Raw genomic sequence first — 19016 nt, 5'->3', positions numbered from 1 at the left:
TAATTATGAAATTTGTAAGACACTGCCCCGCTTGTAATAGTGAACGCCCCGTTCAAGAAATGTACTGCCAAAATACGGTGAATGATGCCACATGTAGTTGGTTGTTAATGAACGTTACCCAAACACCAAAGGGCGGCAAGGTAGAAATTGAAAATATCCCTGAGGTTGTTAATGCACGCCACTGTACTAACGGACACGAAGTACAGCCAAACGATTTTATGTGTATGGAATGTGGCGCAGATATTGAAACGCTTTCCGTACCACAAGAAAATGATAATGTTAAGCAAATAGACGAATATCAAGTTGTAAAAACAGTACAGGCAGAACGCACTACCAAAGAATGTTTTATTGTTAAAGACGCAGCCGATAAAAAATACTTTCTCACCTTATATTTTGAAAATAGCGAGCCAGACAAAAGTATTTATAAGGTATTGGATAAAATGGATAGCGACCATATTGCCACACTTATAAAAACTGGCGAATGGAACGGTCGCTTTTTTGAAGTTTCCGAATGTATAGATGGTGGATCTTTAGATAAACTTGGTTACCTAGAGCTTAATAAAATAGAGAAATTAGTAGATGAAGTTGGTAGAGCAATACATGATTTTTCTGAGGCTGGTATTCGCCATCGCGATATCTGTCCTAAAAATCTACTGCTTAGAGATTCTGAAAATTTTGATGTTGTAATTATAGATTACAGTTCTGCACGTTTGTCTGATTATGACCTAGATACCGACACCCCTATTGAACTCACAAGATATACCGCACCAGAAGCTATTATTGGTGGCATTAGTCCTGCTTCAGATTGGTGGAGTTTAGGTATGATCGTTCTTGAGCACATCACCAAAGGGGCTTTCTTTGACAATATCAATGACAAAGCCTTTATGATACATTTAATCACTAGGGGTGTGGATATTCCGCCTTCTATTGATGAGCGCATTTTACTTTTACTTAAGGGATTACTTTACAGAGACCCAGTTAAACGTTGGAATTGGGAACAGGTTGATAAATGGCTCAAAAATGAAGAGGTCTTAGCTCCTGTAGAACAGCATACAACAACTACAAAAAAAGAAAAGAAGATTACGTTAGGTTCTGAAAGCTACACCAATGTTGCTTTTTTTGCACTGGCCGCTGCCGAAGAAGAACATTGGGAAGAGGGTTTATCGCTTTTTAATTCTGGTTCTCTTGCAAGTTGGGTAAGTGAAGTACTTGGTAATGACCAAAAATCTGCTGCCGTACGTAATCTTAGAAACAAAGAAGACATTGCGCTAGAATGGCGCTACCCCCTAGCCTTAATGGTTCTAAACGAGTCATTACCGTTAACTTGGCGTGGACAGATCGTAATCCCGGTATGGCTAATGGGGAATACAAAAGAAGCTATTAAACTTGTGGAAAGTCAAGTGCCCGATTATCTGGCAAGTATTCAGCGAGAAAAGTGGCTTACACAACTTAAAGAAAGAAAAGCTAACATTGCGCGTAAAGCCAAAAATCAGGCAATTCAATTAGACAACGATAAGTTTTTAATCTATAGCCTTAGTTCTTCTCGAGTTAAACTTAAATCTGAATTAGATTTCTTACGCCGACTCTACCCGGATGCTCATAATGGCGGACTCTCAGATGTCATGAGTAATCTACGTGTGCGGGAAGAAGATATGATACTTGTTTTAAGTGCCAACCGTGATCAGTTTATTACACTTGAAGAACTTTTAAACAAGACGAAAAAACTTGCAAAAAAGCATGATCTAGAACTCAATATTCCTTTTTATGAAGCATGCCTTGTAAAGTATAGATTAGAGATTTTTGAAATGCTCAACAACCATTTAGAAGGTTTCTCTCGCTGTAATAATGAAGCGCTAGATAGATGGGCAGATCGTTTTAGAATTGAAAAGCGATTGCCCATTATACCTTCCGTTTTGTGTCTTTCTGTACCCAAGAATCAATGGATTGCCCCACCAAAACATGAATACGGCTCTAGCTTGTTACGTCATTTTGAGAAAAAGGTTGTTTATGCCTCCTCTAGAGGACCGTTGGTTAGGTTAATCATATCAAAACACTCTGCTCGTATAGATTTAAATGAACTGGGTACAAGTTTAAAAACTACGGAGAAACTTGTACAAAACATTCTTAAAAGGTCTACAGGTACTGAAAATGTAGACCCCTTGGCTTTCAACAAGAATGCACTATTAGCAAGACGCACTAGAAGAATGCTGCTTAAAGCTGCCAATTTTAAAAGAGATACGGGTCTAGATTCCCTGTTTATGGGTTTTCCTTTTTTGATCGCACAACAGAAAATGACCCACAGACCGCGCATAATGCCTATTTTATTATGGCCCGTTCATCTAGACTTTAGCTCACGGGCAACTACATCTTTGAAAATCAGTTTTGATTATGCTCAAGGTGAAATAAGACTGAATCCTGCTCTTGCTAATACATTAGATCCTGATAGCTACAAAAAAATAGAAAAAATAAGCCGTGAGATTCTTGGGAGGCAATCGTTGCATAGTTCTAAAATTATAGATGCTTTTAGCACATGTTTTCCTGCCAAGAGCAACGAGCTTGCCGCCCACCCTAGCGTTAATTTTAAAAGAGATGAAGTTGGAACGGAGCTTCATGCATCTGCAGTATTCTTTAATGCAAATTTCACAGGTCAGGCTATTAGTGAAGACTTAAGACTATTACAAAAATTACCGCATACAGGTTCGTCAATGGAGCCTATCTTAAAAATTTCTGAACCTGAAATTATAGAACAGGTTGCCGATAGTACAGAAAACGACCGCTACACTACAATGGCAATTGACCCATCTCAAGATAATGCCGTACTAAAAAGTAGAACAGCTCCAGGTATTGTAATAGAAGGTCCACCAGGTACGGGAAAAAGTCAGACCATTGTAAATATTATTTCAGATTGTATTGGTCGTAAAGAAAAAGTATTGGTCATTTCTCAAAAGAGAGCTGCAATACAAGTTATTCTAAAAAGATTACAGGCTGTAGGTCTAGAAAAGAGAGCTTTGTTGATTACAGACTTAGCAAGAGACCGCCAACCCATAATACAAGGTATTAGAGAACAAGTAGCGCATTATTATTCTCAACCTTACAATCAAAATACATTAGATAACCTAGCTCAGAAACGCGAAAATTTAGGTAAAAAAATAGATCGAATAGAGGCTAATCTTGATGTACTATCGCATCAAATTCATCTTGTAGACGAAACTTCTGGTTTAAGCTATCGCAATGTACTTTCAGAATTAATTGATATTACCTCTAAAGAATACATTGAAGTTCCAGAGCTGAGAATGCTTTTTGAAAACAGTACTAGAAATAAGCTTAACATCCATATTGAAGAAATAAGTAGTTTAATAACAGACTGGGTTCCGTCTAAATATGAAAACAACCATCTTCAAAACCTACAAGTCACTTCTTTTGACAGCACTACAGAAAATGTATTGAACAATGACTTAAAGACCTTTTACGAAGCAGAGAAAGAGCGTGTACAATTCATTAAAGAAACCTCTGGAAAGTTAGACACCCCAAACGCTGCCCATTATAGTGAATGGTTAGCTGAACATAAAGAGGTATTACTTAATGTATCAAAACCCCAGGCTTCTCAAAGTCAACTCTGGCTAGACCTTCTTTATGATGAATTTGACAATCGTTCCATAGGAGATGATATTCATAATAAACTTCTCAATTTATTAGCGCAAGTAGAACAGCTCATCTCTAATTATCAAGACGACCGATTCGCTCAATATTTTGATTCTTTAGATGATGAAAAAGTATTGAAATTAAATAAAGCTTGTGCTACCTACTTGAGTACTTCCGGTTTAAAAGTGCTCAATCCTTTCTATTGGCTATCTAAATCACAACTTAAAAAAGTAGCAAATAAGCACAATCTTCAATTATCCGAAAAAACCGTTAGAGAATTACAAACTACCGTAAGCTATGAGAATAATTTTAGAACTTATCGTAATGAATATGCCCAACATCTGGTAAAGTTAAAAACCAATTCGCTCGTTATAGAAGAACCAAGACGACTAGCGGTAGACATAAAATCAACTGCGCGTGAACTTGAACAAGCCAGTTCGTTAGTACGTATTTTAACAACCTGCCCTGCGAAAGAAGAAGCAAGAACAGTTTTAGAAACCGGAGATGAAAATGGGTATACAGAATTCTCAGTTGCTTTAGAAAGTGCCAGCAAACGTTATAAAAACAGGCAACAATCTATTGAAAAATTACAGGTACTAGAAAAATGGTTAACACCAGAATCCGTCTCCACATTTAACGGTGCAATAGTGCAAAACGACACCGACCTAGACCTAATGGAGAATATCATTGCTGATATGACTGCTTTTGTTCCCTATCAAAAATTCAGAATACGCTTCAATGACAGTCCGTCTAAAAATAAGCTCATAGAAATATTCGCTGTTCTCAGAAACTACGAAAAAGAAATATCTAGTTTTTCTCAGGAAAAATGGTCAACTATCATTGCCACTTCACTACATCGTGAAGGTTTATTGGCTTGGAAGCAGCGTATAGAAAAGTCATACCCATCCATGCTTATGGCCGAGAGCGAGGTACTTAATAAAATTAGTGATCTAGAAGATAATCTAGAGGCAATGAAAGCGCTTAATCGGAATATTTTAGCCCTTAACTATAATTTTGATGATATAGAATCGCAAACCGCATGGAACAGTATTACCAGATTAAGAGGTAAGAATTACAAAAAACTCCGTGAATTTATTTCGGAAGGTGAGCCTTTAGGTCTATTAGAATTAAGACCTGTTTGGCTTATGAATCCAGAAGTGGTTTCTCAGGCATTACCGCTACAAGCCGGTATGTTTGATGTTGTTATTTTCGACGAGGCATCGCAAATGCTAGTGGATCATGCCATACCTGCACTTTATAGAGGAAAACGGGTGATAATAAGTGGTGATGAAAAACAAATGCCCCCTACAGGATTTTTCACTAAAAAATTAGAAGAGAATGATGATGAACTAGATCAGGCAGAACTTGACGAAGACCATTCTGAAGAGGAGCTTGAAAATTATGAAGATGCGTGGAATAAGAAAGAAGTGAAAGACAGTCCGGATCTTTTATCACTGGCTAAAACCGTTCTGCCTACCACTACCCTACAAATTCATTATCGATCAAAATACAAGGCGCTCATCAACTTTTCCAATTATGCATTCTATGATGCCATGCTTCATATTCCTGCATATCACCCTAAAGAAGAAATTGCCGTGGTAAAGCCTATTGAAGTTCTTCGTGTTAACGGAATCTATGACGAACAAACCAATGTTGCAGAAGCAAATACCCTAATTGAATATTTAGCCGAACATTGGGCGCTACCCGAAGCCGAGAGACTAAGTACTGGTATTGTTACCTTCAATAAAAAACAAGCGGAGCTTATCGAAGATACTATTGAAGAATACGCTGCAGAAAATGCCACTTTTGGTCGTGCGCTTACCATAGCAAGAAATAAGCAGCAAGATGGAGAAGACATGGGCTTCTTTGTTAAAAATGTAGAAAATGTTCAAGGAGACGAAAGAGATATGATTTTGTTCAGTACCACTTTTGGTATCAATCCGTTAGGTGCTTTCCGTCGTAATTTTGGTGCATTAGGTCATCGCGGTGGTGAACGCCGTCTTAATGTGGCAATTACCAGAGCAAGAAACAAAGTGGTAATTGCCACCTCTATGCCTACCCAAGCAATATCAGATATTTTGTCTACGGGTAGACTAGCCTCTAAACCACGGGACTATATACAAACCTATCTTAACTACGCGGAAATACATTCTAACGAGCAAATAGATATTGCTACTAAAACTTTACGTCTTTTATCCACTGGTGATCATCAGCAAATAACAAAGGTTAGAAATGACGGATTTAAAAATATCGTTAAAGCATTCGTTGAAAGCTTAGGGTATGAAACCGTAGAAGACAATGAGAACTCCGTATTCTATATGGACCTTGCCATTAGAGACAAAAAACGTGGTCATTTTATATTGGGTATAGAATGTGACGCCCCGTATGACAGTCTTTTAAAGCAGGCTCGTTATAGAGAATTGTGGCGACCTAAAGTTTTAAAAAGGTCCATTCCACATATTCACAGAACCACCTCTTATCAGTGGCTTGAGAATACACAAGAGGAGCAATTAAAATTAAAAAACGCCATTGAATTGGCACTTATACAAAATACATGAGCGGACCTAAAGTAGTACGTATTGTTACACCTCAAGAACGTCAAATTATAAAAGATCGATGGCTCACCAAACTCGCACATGCCTTAAAACGAACTGAAGATTATGCTCAAAAAAATAATCTATTAGATAATGATTTGAAGAAAGGGCTTCTAGAAACCCATGAACATTATGCCAATTTAACCATAGATGATTACCGACAAATTGAGCTAGAAGTACCGCAGCAGATAGCTTACTTAAATGCAGAACTTAAGAAACTTAAACATAAAGTCGCCAGTGAAAGAACTTCAGATTGGGATAGATTTAGGCAACTTAAAAGCACCCATAATGAGTTGAAAGCGCTTTCGAAAGAAAAAAAAATTGTTTTTGCCCCTTTTGATGCTCCTAGTATCCTAACAAAAAGTCATTTACAAACATATAAGTCACAAGTAGATAACTTATATGAACTGCTACAAAAATCAATTTCTAAGGCTGACGCGTTATCTAATGAACAACTGGAATTGCAAGAGCGTTTGTCTGAAGGCGAAAGTATGTTATTGGTTACTGACTGGAAAGCCAAACTACCAAGAACCAAATCTCGCCTTAAAAAACTAGAAGACACGCTCAAAGAAATGTACGTGCATGAAATGTCTCAAGTAAAAATACAAACCTTAATAGATCGCTGTGGACAACTTGATGCCAACGATTTTAATTATGAGGTGCAATTAGATTCCCTTATTATAGATGCTGCGGACTTTACTAAAAATGAACTTGCACTTCGTGAAGCTCGTGAAGACCTCAGCAATAGTTTACTCCTAATAAAAACACTTGGCGAAGATTTTAAATTTGTACCAAAATGGACAGAAATACTTCAATCTATAGAACTTGACCTTGTATTAGAAACAGCAGAAAAGGCTCGAACATTTTATGAAAATACCTCTGAAAGCAAAATTGTAGAAGCAAGAAGAATTGCCATTACATCTGCCCTAGAGAAAGCTGGATATACTATAAATGACAATATGCAAACTGCTTGGGTTGAAGACGGGCGCCTAGTTGTTAAAAAGGAATCAAATTCACTTTACGGAGTTGAAATTATGAGTCCTACCAACCTCAGCCGAATACAAGCACGTGTGGTAGCTGATGAAAACCGAAGTAACGAAAGATCGCCGAGTCTCGATAAAAATGAAGAAGAGACATGGTGCGATAATATTGACCAAATAAGAACCTTATTGGCTGATGAAGATCTTGAAATTATTATTGATAAAATGGAAGAGCCTGGGTCAATTCCTCTTAAAGAAGTGCCTTTACATAGCGGGTATGAAAGCCGTAAGCAAGGTGTTGAGAAGAAACGAAGGAGTTAGAATATTTGTTGGTATATGTTCTTGCTCCATTTAAAAAAAGGCTTAAGCTTTACATATAACATTTAAATGTCAAAATCTTTTTCAGATTATACCATCACCTCGTAGCGTTGATTATAGCATCTGCAATTTCTGGGTAAACCCATTCTAATGTGTTCCTATTAAAAAGACCAAATTCATCGGCATTACCATTGTCCCACCAAATAGGACAAATACCGCGCTCAGCACATAACTCAGCATAATATTCTGCATGTGCTAAACGATCTGCCACATTATTTACAAATGTAGAGCCCCATTCTCCCATTACTACTGCCCTACCTTCGTTATCGAACTTATTTTGAATGGTATTAAATTCTTGTGTTAACTGTGCCTTATCTGTATCTGTACCCCAAGTTGGATCAGTTCCTGCTAGACTGAACAAATAAGGAGAATAACTATGAATAGATACAATTATATTTTCATCGCTAGTTGGAATTTGGTAATCTTCTAATACATTTTCGCCAGTACTTGCGGCATATGTAGAAACCATTATTTTACGAACAGCATTATTGCCACCTGTTGCACGAATTGCATCAACACCTACTTGGTGATATTGATTTACAACATCTCGACCTTCGGTAGTACCACCCTCCCATTCTTCTGGAGACCCTTCGTGGCGTGGCTCATTTAAAGTTTCAAATATTACATAGTCTCCATAAGGTTTAAATCTGTTGGCTATCTGTGTCCATGTTTTTGTTAATCGATCTTTTACAGCTGGTGCATTTTCATATGTGGGTATAATCCATTCGTCATCATGATGAATATTGATGATGACATACATTTCATTACTTAAAGCAAAGTTTGCAATGTTTTCTACCCTATCTAACCAGTCAGATTCTAAAATATAATCTGGCGCATCGCCTGAATGAAACCGCCAAGTAACAGGTAATCGTAAGGTTTTAAATCCTTTTTCAGCAACTGCATCAATCATTGCCTTTGTGGTTATAGGATTTCCCCATGCGGTTACATCTATATCTTCTGTATCTAAAGTATTACCCAAATTCCAACCAGAACCCATGTCCAGCACAAATTCTTTGGGCGATATAGCTCGCATATCACCATTGATAACTTCACCAGGTATAACATCGTTTTCAGTCGTTTCAATACCGTCGGCACCTTCTGAAGGACTATTTTTTACTTGATTTTCTGTGTTAGAGCATCCGAATAAAACAGTGATACCAAGTAGAATTAAAAACGGGGAAATATTATTCATTTACGCTTATTTTTCTAAAGAACAAATCTTGTGTAATTATTACTACACCTGCGACTTGTTTTCATATTAATGAAATATAAGCAATTAGGAAATAAAATACTATTCAAGACAAATACGCCCTTTATAAAGGTTTTATTGATTAAAGCGAGATTTAGATAATCCTAATAAACCCTCGTTGCAAATGACAAAGTGAAGGCTAACGCCTTCTCACTTTTTTGATTCCAATCGTTTACATAAGCAGGACATAAAAGGATTTAGATAATCCTAATAAACCCTTCTTGCAAATGACAAAATGAAGGCTATCGCCTTTTCATTTTTTGTTCCAAACCGCTTTCATAAAAAAGACAAAAAAGGATTTGGATAATCCTAATAAACCCTCGGTGCAAATAACAAAATGAAGGCTATCGCCTTTTCATTTTTTGTTCCAAACCGCTTTCATAAACTATGTTTATGACGCTTTTGGAAACAAAAAATGAACTGTTCTCACAGTTCATTTTCTTATTCAGTCGGGATGACAGGATTTGAACCTGCGACCACTCGACCCCCAGCCGAGTGCGCTACCGGACTGCGCTACATCCCGAAATATTAATGGAAGAAAATCTCCCTTATTTTGTATAGTTTTTCAACTGCCTAAGATCCACTGTAGTGCAGTTTATCCTGAGCGGAGTCGAAGGGCTACATCCCGAAAATTCCGATTGCAAAAATAGAGAAGTTCTGTAAATTAAAATCACTCTTTTCCTAAAACTTAAATTAGTTATCTCAACGAAACTATCCAGTCTATCATTCTATCTCCCCAGTCTTTTAAATGCTCATCATGCAAACCTAGTCCAAATCCGTGACCACCTTTTGGGTAAATATGCATTGTTGCAGAAACCCCTTTATCCTTTACCGCTTTATAGAATAACAAACTATTTTCTACAGGTACTGCGGTATCATCTGAGGCATGGAGTAAAAAAGTTGGTGGCGTTTGTTTGGTAACTTGTTTTTCATTCGAAAAATACTCGACCATATCAATCGTTGGGTTCTCGCCAATTAAATTATTCTTCGAACCTAGGTGTGTCACTTCACCAAATGATATTACAGGATACCCTAACGCCATAAAATCTGGTCGAGCACTTTCATCATCTATACCATCAATTGGCTCATAAACCTTTTCATTAAAATGTGTTCCTAAGGTAGATGCTAAATGTCCGCCAGCTGAAAACCCAATTATTCCAATCTTATCAGAGTCTACATTAAATTGTTCTGCGTTAGCACGAACAAGCCTTACCGCTCTTTGAGCATCTATAAGTGGCACGTACTTTTTGTCGGTCTGTGATACATCTGACGGCAAACGATATTTTACCACTATACCTGCTATACCGTTGCTATTCAAAAATTTTGCAATATCTGTACCTTCCCAATCATAGGCTAAAATTCCATATCCGCCACCAGGAAAAATTAAAAATGCTTCTCCTGTTGCATCTCGTTTTGATGGTAAATACACCTCAATAGTAGGAACTTGAACTTTACTAATTCGCAAAATTTCATTTTGTTCATGTACTTCCTTTTCTAAGCTCTTTAAATGGTTAGGAATTTTATCTTTTGGCCATAATTGCATAATGGTATCTTGGGCAGCGGCATTACCCATAACAACCAGCATTAATAATAATAGCATGTTTTTCATATGTAGTCTATTAGGTTATTCGCAATCCCATTTAAAGTTGGCTATAGGGTCATGCGATGCTCCTTGTAAATTATAGTGCCACCACTCTGTTCTAGTGGACCAAAACCCATGTTTTTCCATGGTTTCCTTGAGCAACTTTCTGTTATCTAAAATTTCCTGAGGTAAGTCAAAATTATCATGATACGCGCGTTTACCAAAAAAATCAAAATCCGACGGCATTTTCACTTCATCACCATCTAGTGTAACCAAAGTAATATCTACTGCTCCACCCTTATTATGAATAGAACCTTTAACAGGGTTTGCTACGTACTGCGGATTAGGTACTATTTTCCACATTTTATATTGTACAGAATTAGGTCTGTAGCAATCATAGAACTTTATTTTTACTCCGTGCTTTTTAAATTCTTCATTTGCTTTTAGCAAAGCCTTTACCGTTTTTGCCCTGGTATAGCATTCACCACAATCGTATACTTGCTCTTTCAAGAAATTATTATCTGTAGCATATCTTAAGTCATACGCAAAGCCATCGCTATAGTCTGCTAATCGAACAAATGTAGTATCTGCAACCCCTTCTAAGCTTTTAAATACAGATTTCTCCACTTTAGGTTCTATTATTGAATCAACAACAATCTGACCTATGGGCTCTTTTTCTGTTGTAGTCTCTTTTTTGGAAGTTTCAGTTTTACAGCCAATAAGTATGATTATATTTAAAAATATAATAGAAATTGTCGTTTTAGGAATTAATGTCTTTTTCATTTATAATTAATTATAAGTAAGAAACTTATATTTTTTGTAAAACCGTTTCATGATAAAGAAAGTAAAAATAACACTCTAAAATTTTATAATATACAATTACATAAGAAACCCTATGATCATCAGATCTGGAGCCACAAAAAAACCTCCTATTTAATTAAAAATAGAAGGTTGCATTGCACTTTTGGTTGTTGGTTTACTTCAAGGTTTTTAAATACGTCAAGCTTTTTGGAACTTGGGTCACCACATTTTTAGATTCGTCTTCTATAAACATGTATTCAATACCTAATTTTTTAGCCTCTGCAACTATGCCAGAAATATCTATTTGTCCTGTTCCTAAGACAACATTGGTATCATCTTCTTCATGACCGGTATTATTACCTTCAATACCTTTTTCCATATCCTTTAAATGTAACAGAGTAATTTTCTTAGGGTATTTCTTCATCAACGCCAACGGATCTGCACCACCATGTTGTGCCCAGAACACATCTAGTTCAAATGTAAAGTCTTTAGCATTCTGTGCCATATAGTCAAACAATGTTCCATTTTTATATGGTCTAAATTCATACCCATGCGGATGATACGCCAATACGAGTCCGTTCTGTTTTAGAATTTTACCCGCTGTATTGAAGACTTCTGTGGCGTGTTTAGTTTCTTCTAAACCCCATTTGTTATCATCATGAGGAACCCATGCACACATTACGTATGTAGCCCCGAAATCTTCAGCATTCTGAACAACTTTTTCAACATTATTTTCCAAATCGCCAAAGCTAGCACCTACGCTTACCATCTCTAAATCATTTTCAACTAACAAGGCTTTAAAATCCTCTAATGGCATGTCATAGGTCTCCCCTCCTTCAATTTTGGTGATGCCCCATTCATTTATCAACCCTAAGGTGTTAGAAACATCCATTTTGAATTGATTTCTAAGACTGTATAGTTGCAAACCTACTTCTTGACCCTGAGTTGAAAAACTACTAATTAAAAAGATAACGGCAATTATTACTTTTTTTATCATCATTATATCAATTACGTAAGTAAATTCCCTTCGTCATCCCATTCGGCCATTACGTTACGTTGACTTTGGTCTACACATTTAGCAATCCATTCTGGGTCGTAGGCAACACCATGCTGATCAAGAACATCTTGCGGTACACCGTCCCAAACATTTGGTGAATTTCCTTTATATCCTAAATCTGCAATACCTACTTTAGAAGTATAATAACCTGTAACGGTCAAGCCACGCATGGTATAGAAAAACTGTATTTCCAATGGTTGCTCGCTTAAAGGCTTCTCTGTATCATGCCAGCAAATTTCATCGCAAATCTGTTTCTTTTGCTCTAAGGTCGCGGACTTAAATTCGGTACCGAACTCCGTATTACTTTTATGGTTCAACCACATTAAACCACCTAATAATATAGGAGCCATTTCTGGAATATCTTTACCCATAAATTCTACAAGTGCAGGTACTTCTGCCTCTATAGGACCACCATGTGGCTCTTTTGGAGGTAATATCACTACGCTTAAAGCCGCAATAGTTTCCATCTCATGCTCGTTGAACAATTGTTCTGCATTTAATTTTTCTATACGTTCTAATTCTGCTGGTGTTCTACCAAAAAACTTCTCACTGCTGGTTGAAATTACTTCATCTACAGATTCGCCATTCTCAGTCTTACATGAATTGAAGACTAGCCCAGAGGTTGCAGCAGCACCACCGAGTATTAAAGTTTGTAAACTCTTTCTTCTATCCATGATTTAAATATTTTGTGCCTTTAATTGTTCTATGATATAATCTGATGCTCTCCAAGAAAGCGCCATTATCGTCCAAGTACAGTTCTTATCTGCTTGAGAAACAAAAACTCCTGCATCTACTATAAATACATTGTCCGCATCATGCAATTGTTGAAACTTATTGGTAACCGATGTTTTAGGATCATCTCCCATTCTGGTGGTACCTACCTCATGAATAATTTCTCCTGGCTTATGAAGTCCGTAATCTTGATCTTTACCAGGTTTTTCTCCTAAATAATGACCGCCCATGTTATGAATGATTTCTTCAAACGTATCTTGCATATGCTTTGCCTGATTCTTTTCATACTGAGACCATTTATAGTTGAACTTTAATACAGGTATTCCGTATTCATCTACCGTAGTAGGGTCAATTTCGCAATAATTATCGATGTTGGCCAAACCTTCTCCACGACCTCCAAAACCAATTACTGAACCGTAATATTTCTTTACATCGTCACGTAGGCTTTCTCCATAACCTCCAGATTTTAATCCGAAGTACTTGTTCATGGCATTTGGATCAAAACCGAAACCGTAGTTTGGCTGACTCATACCGCCCCAAACTTCTATATGATATCCTCTTGGAAAATCTAGTTTTGAATTATCTCCCCACCATGGTGAGTAAACATGCATACCGCCTACACCATCTTCGTTATAAGAGGTTTTTCTATTCATTAAACCAGGAATTACACCCGCAGCACTTGCCCCAGTTGAATCGTGTAGATACCTACCTACCAAATTACTGCTATTACCCAAGCCATTAGGATGTTGCTTACTTTTAGAGTTTAAAAGTATACGTGCAGAACTACATGCAGATGCAGCCAATACCACTACCTTACCTCTAAGGGTATATTCTTTTCTATCTTCTTTGTTGATGTACGATACACCAGTTGCCTTACCTTCTTCATTTGTAAGAACTTCGCGTACCATTGAATTTACAAACAATTTCACTTGGCCACCGCTTTTTTGAGCTGGAAAAATCAAGCAGCTACCTGCCGAGAAATCTGCATATATTTGACAGGATCTACCACATTGTCCGCAGTAAAAGCAAACTCCGCGATCTTCGTTGATTCTTTTGGTCAACATTGAAAGTCTACCGGGAATCACCGGTATGTTCGACTTCTTTGCACCATTGATATAAAACAACTCGTGCAATCTTGGTTTCGGGGGAGGAAGAAAAAATCCGTCAGGATCGTTTTCTCTACCTTCATTGGTGCCAAAAACACCAATTAACTTATCTAATTTATCATAATATGGTTTAACATCTTCGTACCCTATCGGCCAATCATCTCCATGACCGTCACGGGTTTTTCCTTTAAAATCTTTAGGCCCAAATCTTAATGAAATACGACCCCAGTGATTTGTACGTCCTCCGAGCATTCTTGCTCGCCACCACTTAAATTCAGTGCCTTCTGCATGCGTATATGGCTCTCCTTCTACTTCCCAATCTCCCCAAGACATATCCCATTCACCAAAAGCACGGGTTGTTCCCGCTCCTCTTCTTGGCGAATCATATGGTTGTTTTAGTTGGGTCATGGTTTTTGGATCGGCAGGATCAAAAAATGGACCGGCTTCTACAACAGCTACATTTAAACCTGCATCTGCCAATTGTTTGGTAGCCATACCACCACCAGCTCCTGAACCTACGATGATAACATCAAAGATTTCTGAGGATTCTTTTATTTGCATAATTTGAGATTAGTTGATGATTACAATTTAATTCTTTATTAAAATAAGAGCCTTGTTTTTAGCTGAATAACATGCGTTACTGGACGGACGGATATTTTTTAAGCACCATAGTCCGTTTTTTAGCAATTTGATTATTCACTTACAAAGGTTGAAGCAGGCAATCCAGCAGCATTGAACAAAGTTCCTATGTCGGTACTTTTAAAAGCATATCGTACACCTGTCGGATTTTTCACTTCTTTTGAGCTTAATATCACTTCTTCGTTTTTCAATTTTGCCTTTGCAGGAAACCATTCTCCGGCTGCATTTGAAACTTCAAAAAGTGTTATTTTCTTTCCTTTATTATATAATCCGCCCGCGTTGCTGAAGCTCACTTTTAACTGATTACCGTCTACTTCAAATGATTTGTAAAGCGGACCATAAACTTCTTGATCTTGTAATAATCCGTAGTGATTTTTCAATGCGATATTCGCCAATCGTAAGCCTACATCTTGCTTGTTCAATGGATGAATATCTTCTGTGGTACAAATATCACTCGTCATAGCCATGCCCGTATTTTTTAACATCAGAGTTCTTCGTTGCTGGTCTCTCACCATACCACCAGCATATTCTTGGTCATATTTAAATGGAGCTATTTGAGCATAGAAAAATGGAAAATTATCGTTCCATTCTTTTCGCCAAGATGTTATCATACTTGAAAAAAGCTCCTGATAATGTTCTGCGTTTACTGTATTCGCTTCTCCTTGATACCAAAGAACACCCGAAATTTTAAATTTGGTCAAAGGTGCTATCATACCATTAAATAATGTAGACTTCTTTACTGTTACCCATTTATTGGGCTCTATCTTTTTGTGGGCCTCTGCCAAATTCGAGCGTATATCAAATACAGATTCAGGTGTCCAAACTTCTGCACATGAGGCTCCCCATGCATTATCTATTAATCCGATTGGAATATTTAACTCTTTTTGAACCTTTCTCGCGAAGAAATAGGCGACAGCACTAAAATCTTGCATCGTCTCAGGAGAACATGAAACCCAGTTACCCACCACATTTTCCTGTGGATATTCTGAAGTTCTTTTCGCTACGGTAAATAACCTAATATTAGAATAGTTTGCATTTTCGACCTCATAATCTCTATTGTCTATTTTACTATTTGCACTCCACTCCATATTACTCTGCCCTGAACAAAGCCAAACCTCTCCAATCAAAATATCTTTTAATACTATCTCGTTATTTTTTCCCTTAATTATTATTTGATAAGGTCCTCCTGCTTCTAATGTTTTTACATTTATCTCCCATTTTGCATCGTTACCGGTCTTAACCTTCAACGTCTCATCGTTCCAACTTGTATAAATCTCAAACACTTCATTAGGATCTGCCCAACCATAAACCAATACATCTGCATTACGCTGTAAGACCATTTCACTAGAGAATATATTATGAAGTGTAATTTCTGCCTTCGCAAAAGTGGTCACTAGTAGGCAAAGCAAAATTAGGTTATAGCGCAAATTCATAGTTATTGATAAAATTTTGATTTAAATATACCTAAATATGATTAATATTAGCAAATTCATAATATTACGATGATATTTTTATAATATTTCACTCAGAAGTACTTTTTAAAATATATCATAGCGCATTAATAATCAACTTATAAGAGTTGGAATTTGTCATAATAGAAAAATATCACCTTTTATAAATGACAATACCAATAGTATGATAATCAAAAAAGTTTAACCCATATAAAGTATAGCTGTTTTAAAATTCAACAATACACTAGTTAGATTACGGTCAAAAATGATGTAGAAAATTGTGAATATATATGTTTAAGAAAAGTAGTTTATTGTAGTTTTTTAGTAGAATCTCGAACCAACAAACTAGTTTTTACGATTTTAGTCTCATAAGGTAAACTAGGATCTTTTATTCTGTTAATTAACAATTTAGCTGTTTGTTCCCCAATATATTTACCATGCTGACTAACCATAGTCAAAGACGGAGTCACGTATTTAGATAACTGTCCGTTGGTAAAACCAATTATGGAAATATCATTGGGTACGTTATATCCTCTTGCTTTTACTACCTCTAATACTTGAACAGCTATTAGTTCATCAATTCCAATAATTCCATCTATGGTTTTATAATTCAGTAAAAAGGACATCAATAAATCTAAATCATCTTTAACGGTAAGGTTGATAATTAATTTAGGATCGAACGGAATCTCAAATTCCTCTAATGCTTTTTTATAACCTAGTAATCTTAATTTACCGACACTTGAGCTAGAAATAGGGTTTACAACTGCTATATTTTCACAACCAATATTTATTAAATACTTAGTAATTTTATAACCTGCTTCCAAATCATCGACCACTACTTTATCACATTGCACATTATCTGAAACCCTATCAAAAAGTACTACAGGTATATCATTGTTTATAACATCTATAAGTGCTTCATGTTTATCTTCGTTTTGACTTTCTTCGGCTAAAGACATAATAACACCATCTACAGTACCTGCATCAAAAAATTCTAGCGTTTTTGTTTCTTTTGCCTTCGACTCATTACTAATACAACTAATAATATTATACCCGCTTTCATTAGCTACCTTTTCTATACCATATAATACTTGTACGAAGAAATAATTTAAAATATTTGGAACCATTACTCCAATGGTTTTGGTACTCTTATTCAACAAATTAAGTGCAAGTCTGTTAGGTTTATAATGCTTCTCTTTAGCGTATGCCTGAATCTTTAATTTTAGGTCATTACTGATTTCGTGACTATCATTTATCGCTTTTGAAACGGTAGAGATAGAAACGCCAAAATGCCCGGCAATGTCTTTTAGAGTTACTTTTTTCATAATTTGTAACTACAAAAGAACAGATTTAAATTGACATTTAAATTATTCGTAAAAGCAAACTGTCCCTAAGGGTTAAACCTAGGGACAGTTCGTTTTATTGTTCATACATATCATCACCCAAAAACACTAGTGATTATATTTTGGGGTACACGATTTATATGTATTGATTGATTATATTCTCAAACAATTCTTGCTTACCACTCTGCAATTGCAACTCACCATTTTCTTTAGCGATGTTGTAAAGATCTTTCATATCTAATTTACCGTTTTCAAAATCTTTTCCTTTACCAGAATCGAAAGAACTATATCTCTTTTCACGTAATTTATTATATGAAGATGATTCGATAATTTTATCTGCAGTGATCAAAGCTCTTGCAAAAGTATCTGCACCACCAATATGTGCGTGGAATACATCTTCCAAATCCGTACTATTTCTTCTTATTTTGGCATCGAAGTTTACTCCGCCACCTTGTAATCCACCAGCTGCCAAGAATACCAACATGGCTTCTGTAGTTTCTTGAATGTTATTTGGAAACTGATCCGTATCCCAACCATTTTGGTAATCTCCACGGTTAGCATCCATACTACCTAACATACCCGCTTTAGCAGCTACAGCGATTTCATGCTGAAAAGTATGCTGCGCCAATGTTGCATGGTTTACTTCAATGTTCATTTTAAAATCATTCTCCAAACCATATTCTTTCAAGAACCCAATTGCTGTTGCACAATCAAAATCATACTGATGTTTCATTGGCTCCATAGGTTTTGGCTCAATAAAGAAGTTTCCTTTAAAACCTTGGCTACGGGCATAATCTCTTGCCATAGTCAAAAACTGACCCATATGATCGACTTCGCGACCTAAATCTGTGTTCAATAAAGACATATAGCCTTCTCTACCTCCCCAGAAAACATAATTCTCACCACCTAAAGCAATTGTCGCATCTAAAGCCAATTTAATTTGACCACCTGCTCTTGCCAAGACATTAAAATCAGGATTGGTAGATGCACCGTTCATATATCTCGGGTTTGAGAAACAGTTCGCCGTACCCCAAAGTAATTTCTTACCAGATTCTTTTTGCTTCTCTTTTAAGTAATCAGTTATCGTTGCCAATCTTTTTTCAGATTCTGCAAACGTTGACCCTTCTTGTATTAAATCGAAATCATGAAAACAGTAGTAATCAAATCCTATTTTATCAAAAAATTCAAAAGCTGCATCTGCCTTATCTTTAGCTGCTTGTACGGCATCAGAAGATTTATCCCACTCAAAACTCTGTGTACCTGGACCAAATGGATCTGAACCTTGACCGCAGAACGTATGCCAGTAGGCCGTTGAAAACTTAAAGTGATCACGCATGGTTTTACCAGCCACTACTTGATCCGGATTATAGTATTTAAAGGCTAACGGATTGTCAGATTCCTTTCCTTCAAATTTAATTTTGTCTATTCCTTTAAAATATTCCTTGTTTGCCATTATGTTGAT

The 19016-nt window shown here is 36.5% G+C and carries 11 protein-coding genes and 1 tRNA gene; 2 read left to right on the top strand and 10 right to left on the bottom strand.

Annotation, left to right across the window (positions count from 1 at the left end):
- The first annotated feature begins 5 nt into the window (after positions 1–5).
- Positions 6–6200 (top strand): protein kinase domain-containing protein, encoded by a 6195-nt coding sequence (locus ACJJVP_RS11905; protein ID WP_405413928.1) that lies wholly within the window; start codon positions 6–8, stop codon positions 6198–6200.
- Positions 6197–7537 (top strand): hypothetical protein, encoded by a 1341-nt coding sequence (locus tag ACJJVP_RS11900; protein WP_405413926.1) that lies wholly within the window; start codon positions 6197–6199, stop codon positions 7535–7537. Before ACJJVP_RS11905 ends, ACJJVP_RS11900 begins: the two co-directional genes overlap by 4 nt.
- 94 nt (positions 7538–7631) lie before the next feature.
- On the opposite strand, the gene ACJJVP_RS11895 is transcribed toward ACJJVP_RS11900, so the two are convergent.
- From ACJJVP_RS11895 to xylA, 10 genes are all read right to left on the bottom strand, one after another.
- A complete protein-coding gene (locus ACJJVP_RS11895) occupies positions 7632–8786 on the bottom strand; it encodes a glycoside hydrolase family 5 protein (protein ID WP_405413924.1) in 1155 nt (384 codons plus the stop codon).
- Positions 8787–9292: 506 nt separating this feature from the next.
- Positions 9293–9366: transfer RNA gene (locus ACJJVP_RS11890), tRNA-Pro, on the bottom strand.
- Between the two features lie 174 nt (positions 9367–9540).
- Positions 9541–10452 carry an alpha/beta hydrolase gene (locus ACJJVP_RS11885; protein WP_405413922.1) on the bottom strand — a complete coding sequence of 304 codons (912 nt, stop codon included), beginning with the start codon at positions 10450–10452 and terminating at the stop codon, positions 9541–9543.
- Between the two features lie 15 nt (positions 10453–10467).
- Complete coding sequence (locus ACJJVP_RS11880; RefSeq protein WP_405413920.1) at positions 10468–11208, bottom strand: M15 family metallopeptidase; 741 nt, start codon at positions 11206–11208, stop codon at positions 10468–10470.
- Positions 11209–11401: 193 nt separating this feature from the next.
- Positions 11402–12226, bottom strand: coding sequence for a sugar phosphate isomerase/epimerase family protein (locus ACJJVP_RS11875; RefSeq protein WP_405413918.1), 825 nt, complete (start codon positions 12224–12226; stop codon positions 11402–11404).
- Positions 12227–12234: 8 nt separating this feature from the next.
- Complete coding sequence (locus ACJJVP_RS11870) at positions 12235–12957, bottom strand: gluconate 2-dehydrogenase subunit 3 family protein (RefSeq protein ID WP_405413916.1); 723 nt, start codon at positions 12955–12957, stop codon at positions 12235–12237.
- Positions 12958–12960: 3 nt separating this feature from the next.
- Positions 12961–14682 carry a GMC family oxidoreductase gene (locus ACJJVP_RS11865; protein ID WP_405413914.1) on the bottom strand — a complete coding sequence of 574 codons (1722 nt, stop codon included), beginning with the start codon at positions 14680–14682 and terminating at the stop codon, positions 12961–12963.
- Positions 14683–14813: 131 nt separating this feature from the next.
- Positions 14814–16193: a sialate O-acetylesterase gene (locus tag ACJJVP_RS11860; protein ID WP_405413912.1), complete on the bottom strand. Its 1380-nt coding sequence runs from the start codon at positions 16191–16193 to the stop codon at positions 14814–14816.
- Positions 16194–16519: 326 nt separating this feature from the next.
- Positions 16520–17536: a LacI family DNA-binding transcriptional regulator gene (locus ACJJVP_RS11855; RefSeq protein WP_405413910.1), complete on the bottom strand. Its 1017-nt coding sequence runs from the start codon at positions 17534–17536 to the stop codon at positions 16520–16522.
- A 154-nt stretch (positions 17537–17690) separates the two neighbouring features.
- Complete coding sequence (gene xylA / locus ACJJVP_RS11850; protein WP_405413908.1) at positions 17691–19007, bottom strand: xylose isomerase; 1317 nt, start codon at positions 19005–19007, stop codon at positions 17691–17693.
- Positions 19008–19016 lie beyond the last annotated feature (9 nt).

Origin of the sequence: Maribacter sp. Asnod1-A12, from assembly GCF_045063735.1 — a bacterium.
Lineage (GTDB): Bacteria > Bacteroidota > Bacteroidia > Flavobacteriales > Flavobacteriaceae > Maribacter.
This window is presented reverse-complemented; position numbering and strand designations above follow the sequence as displayed.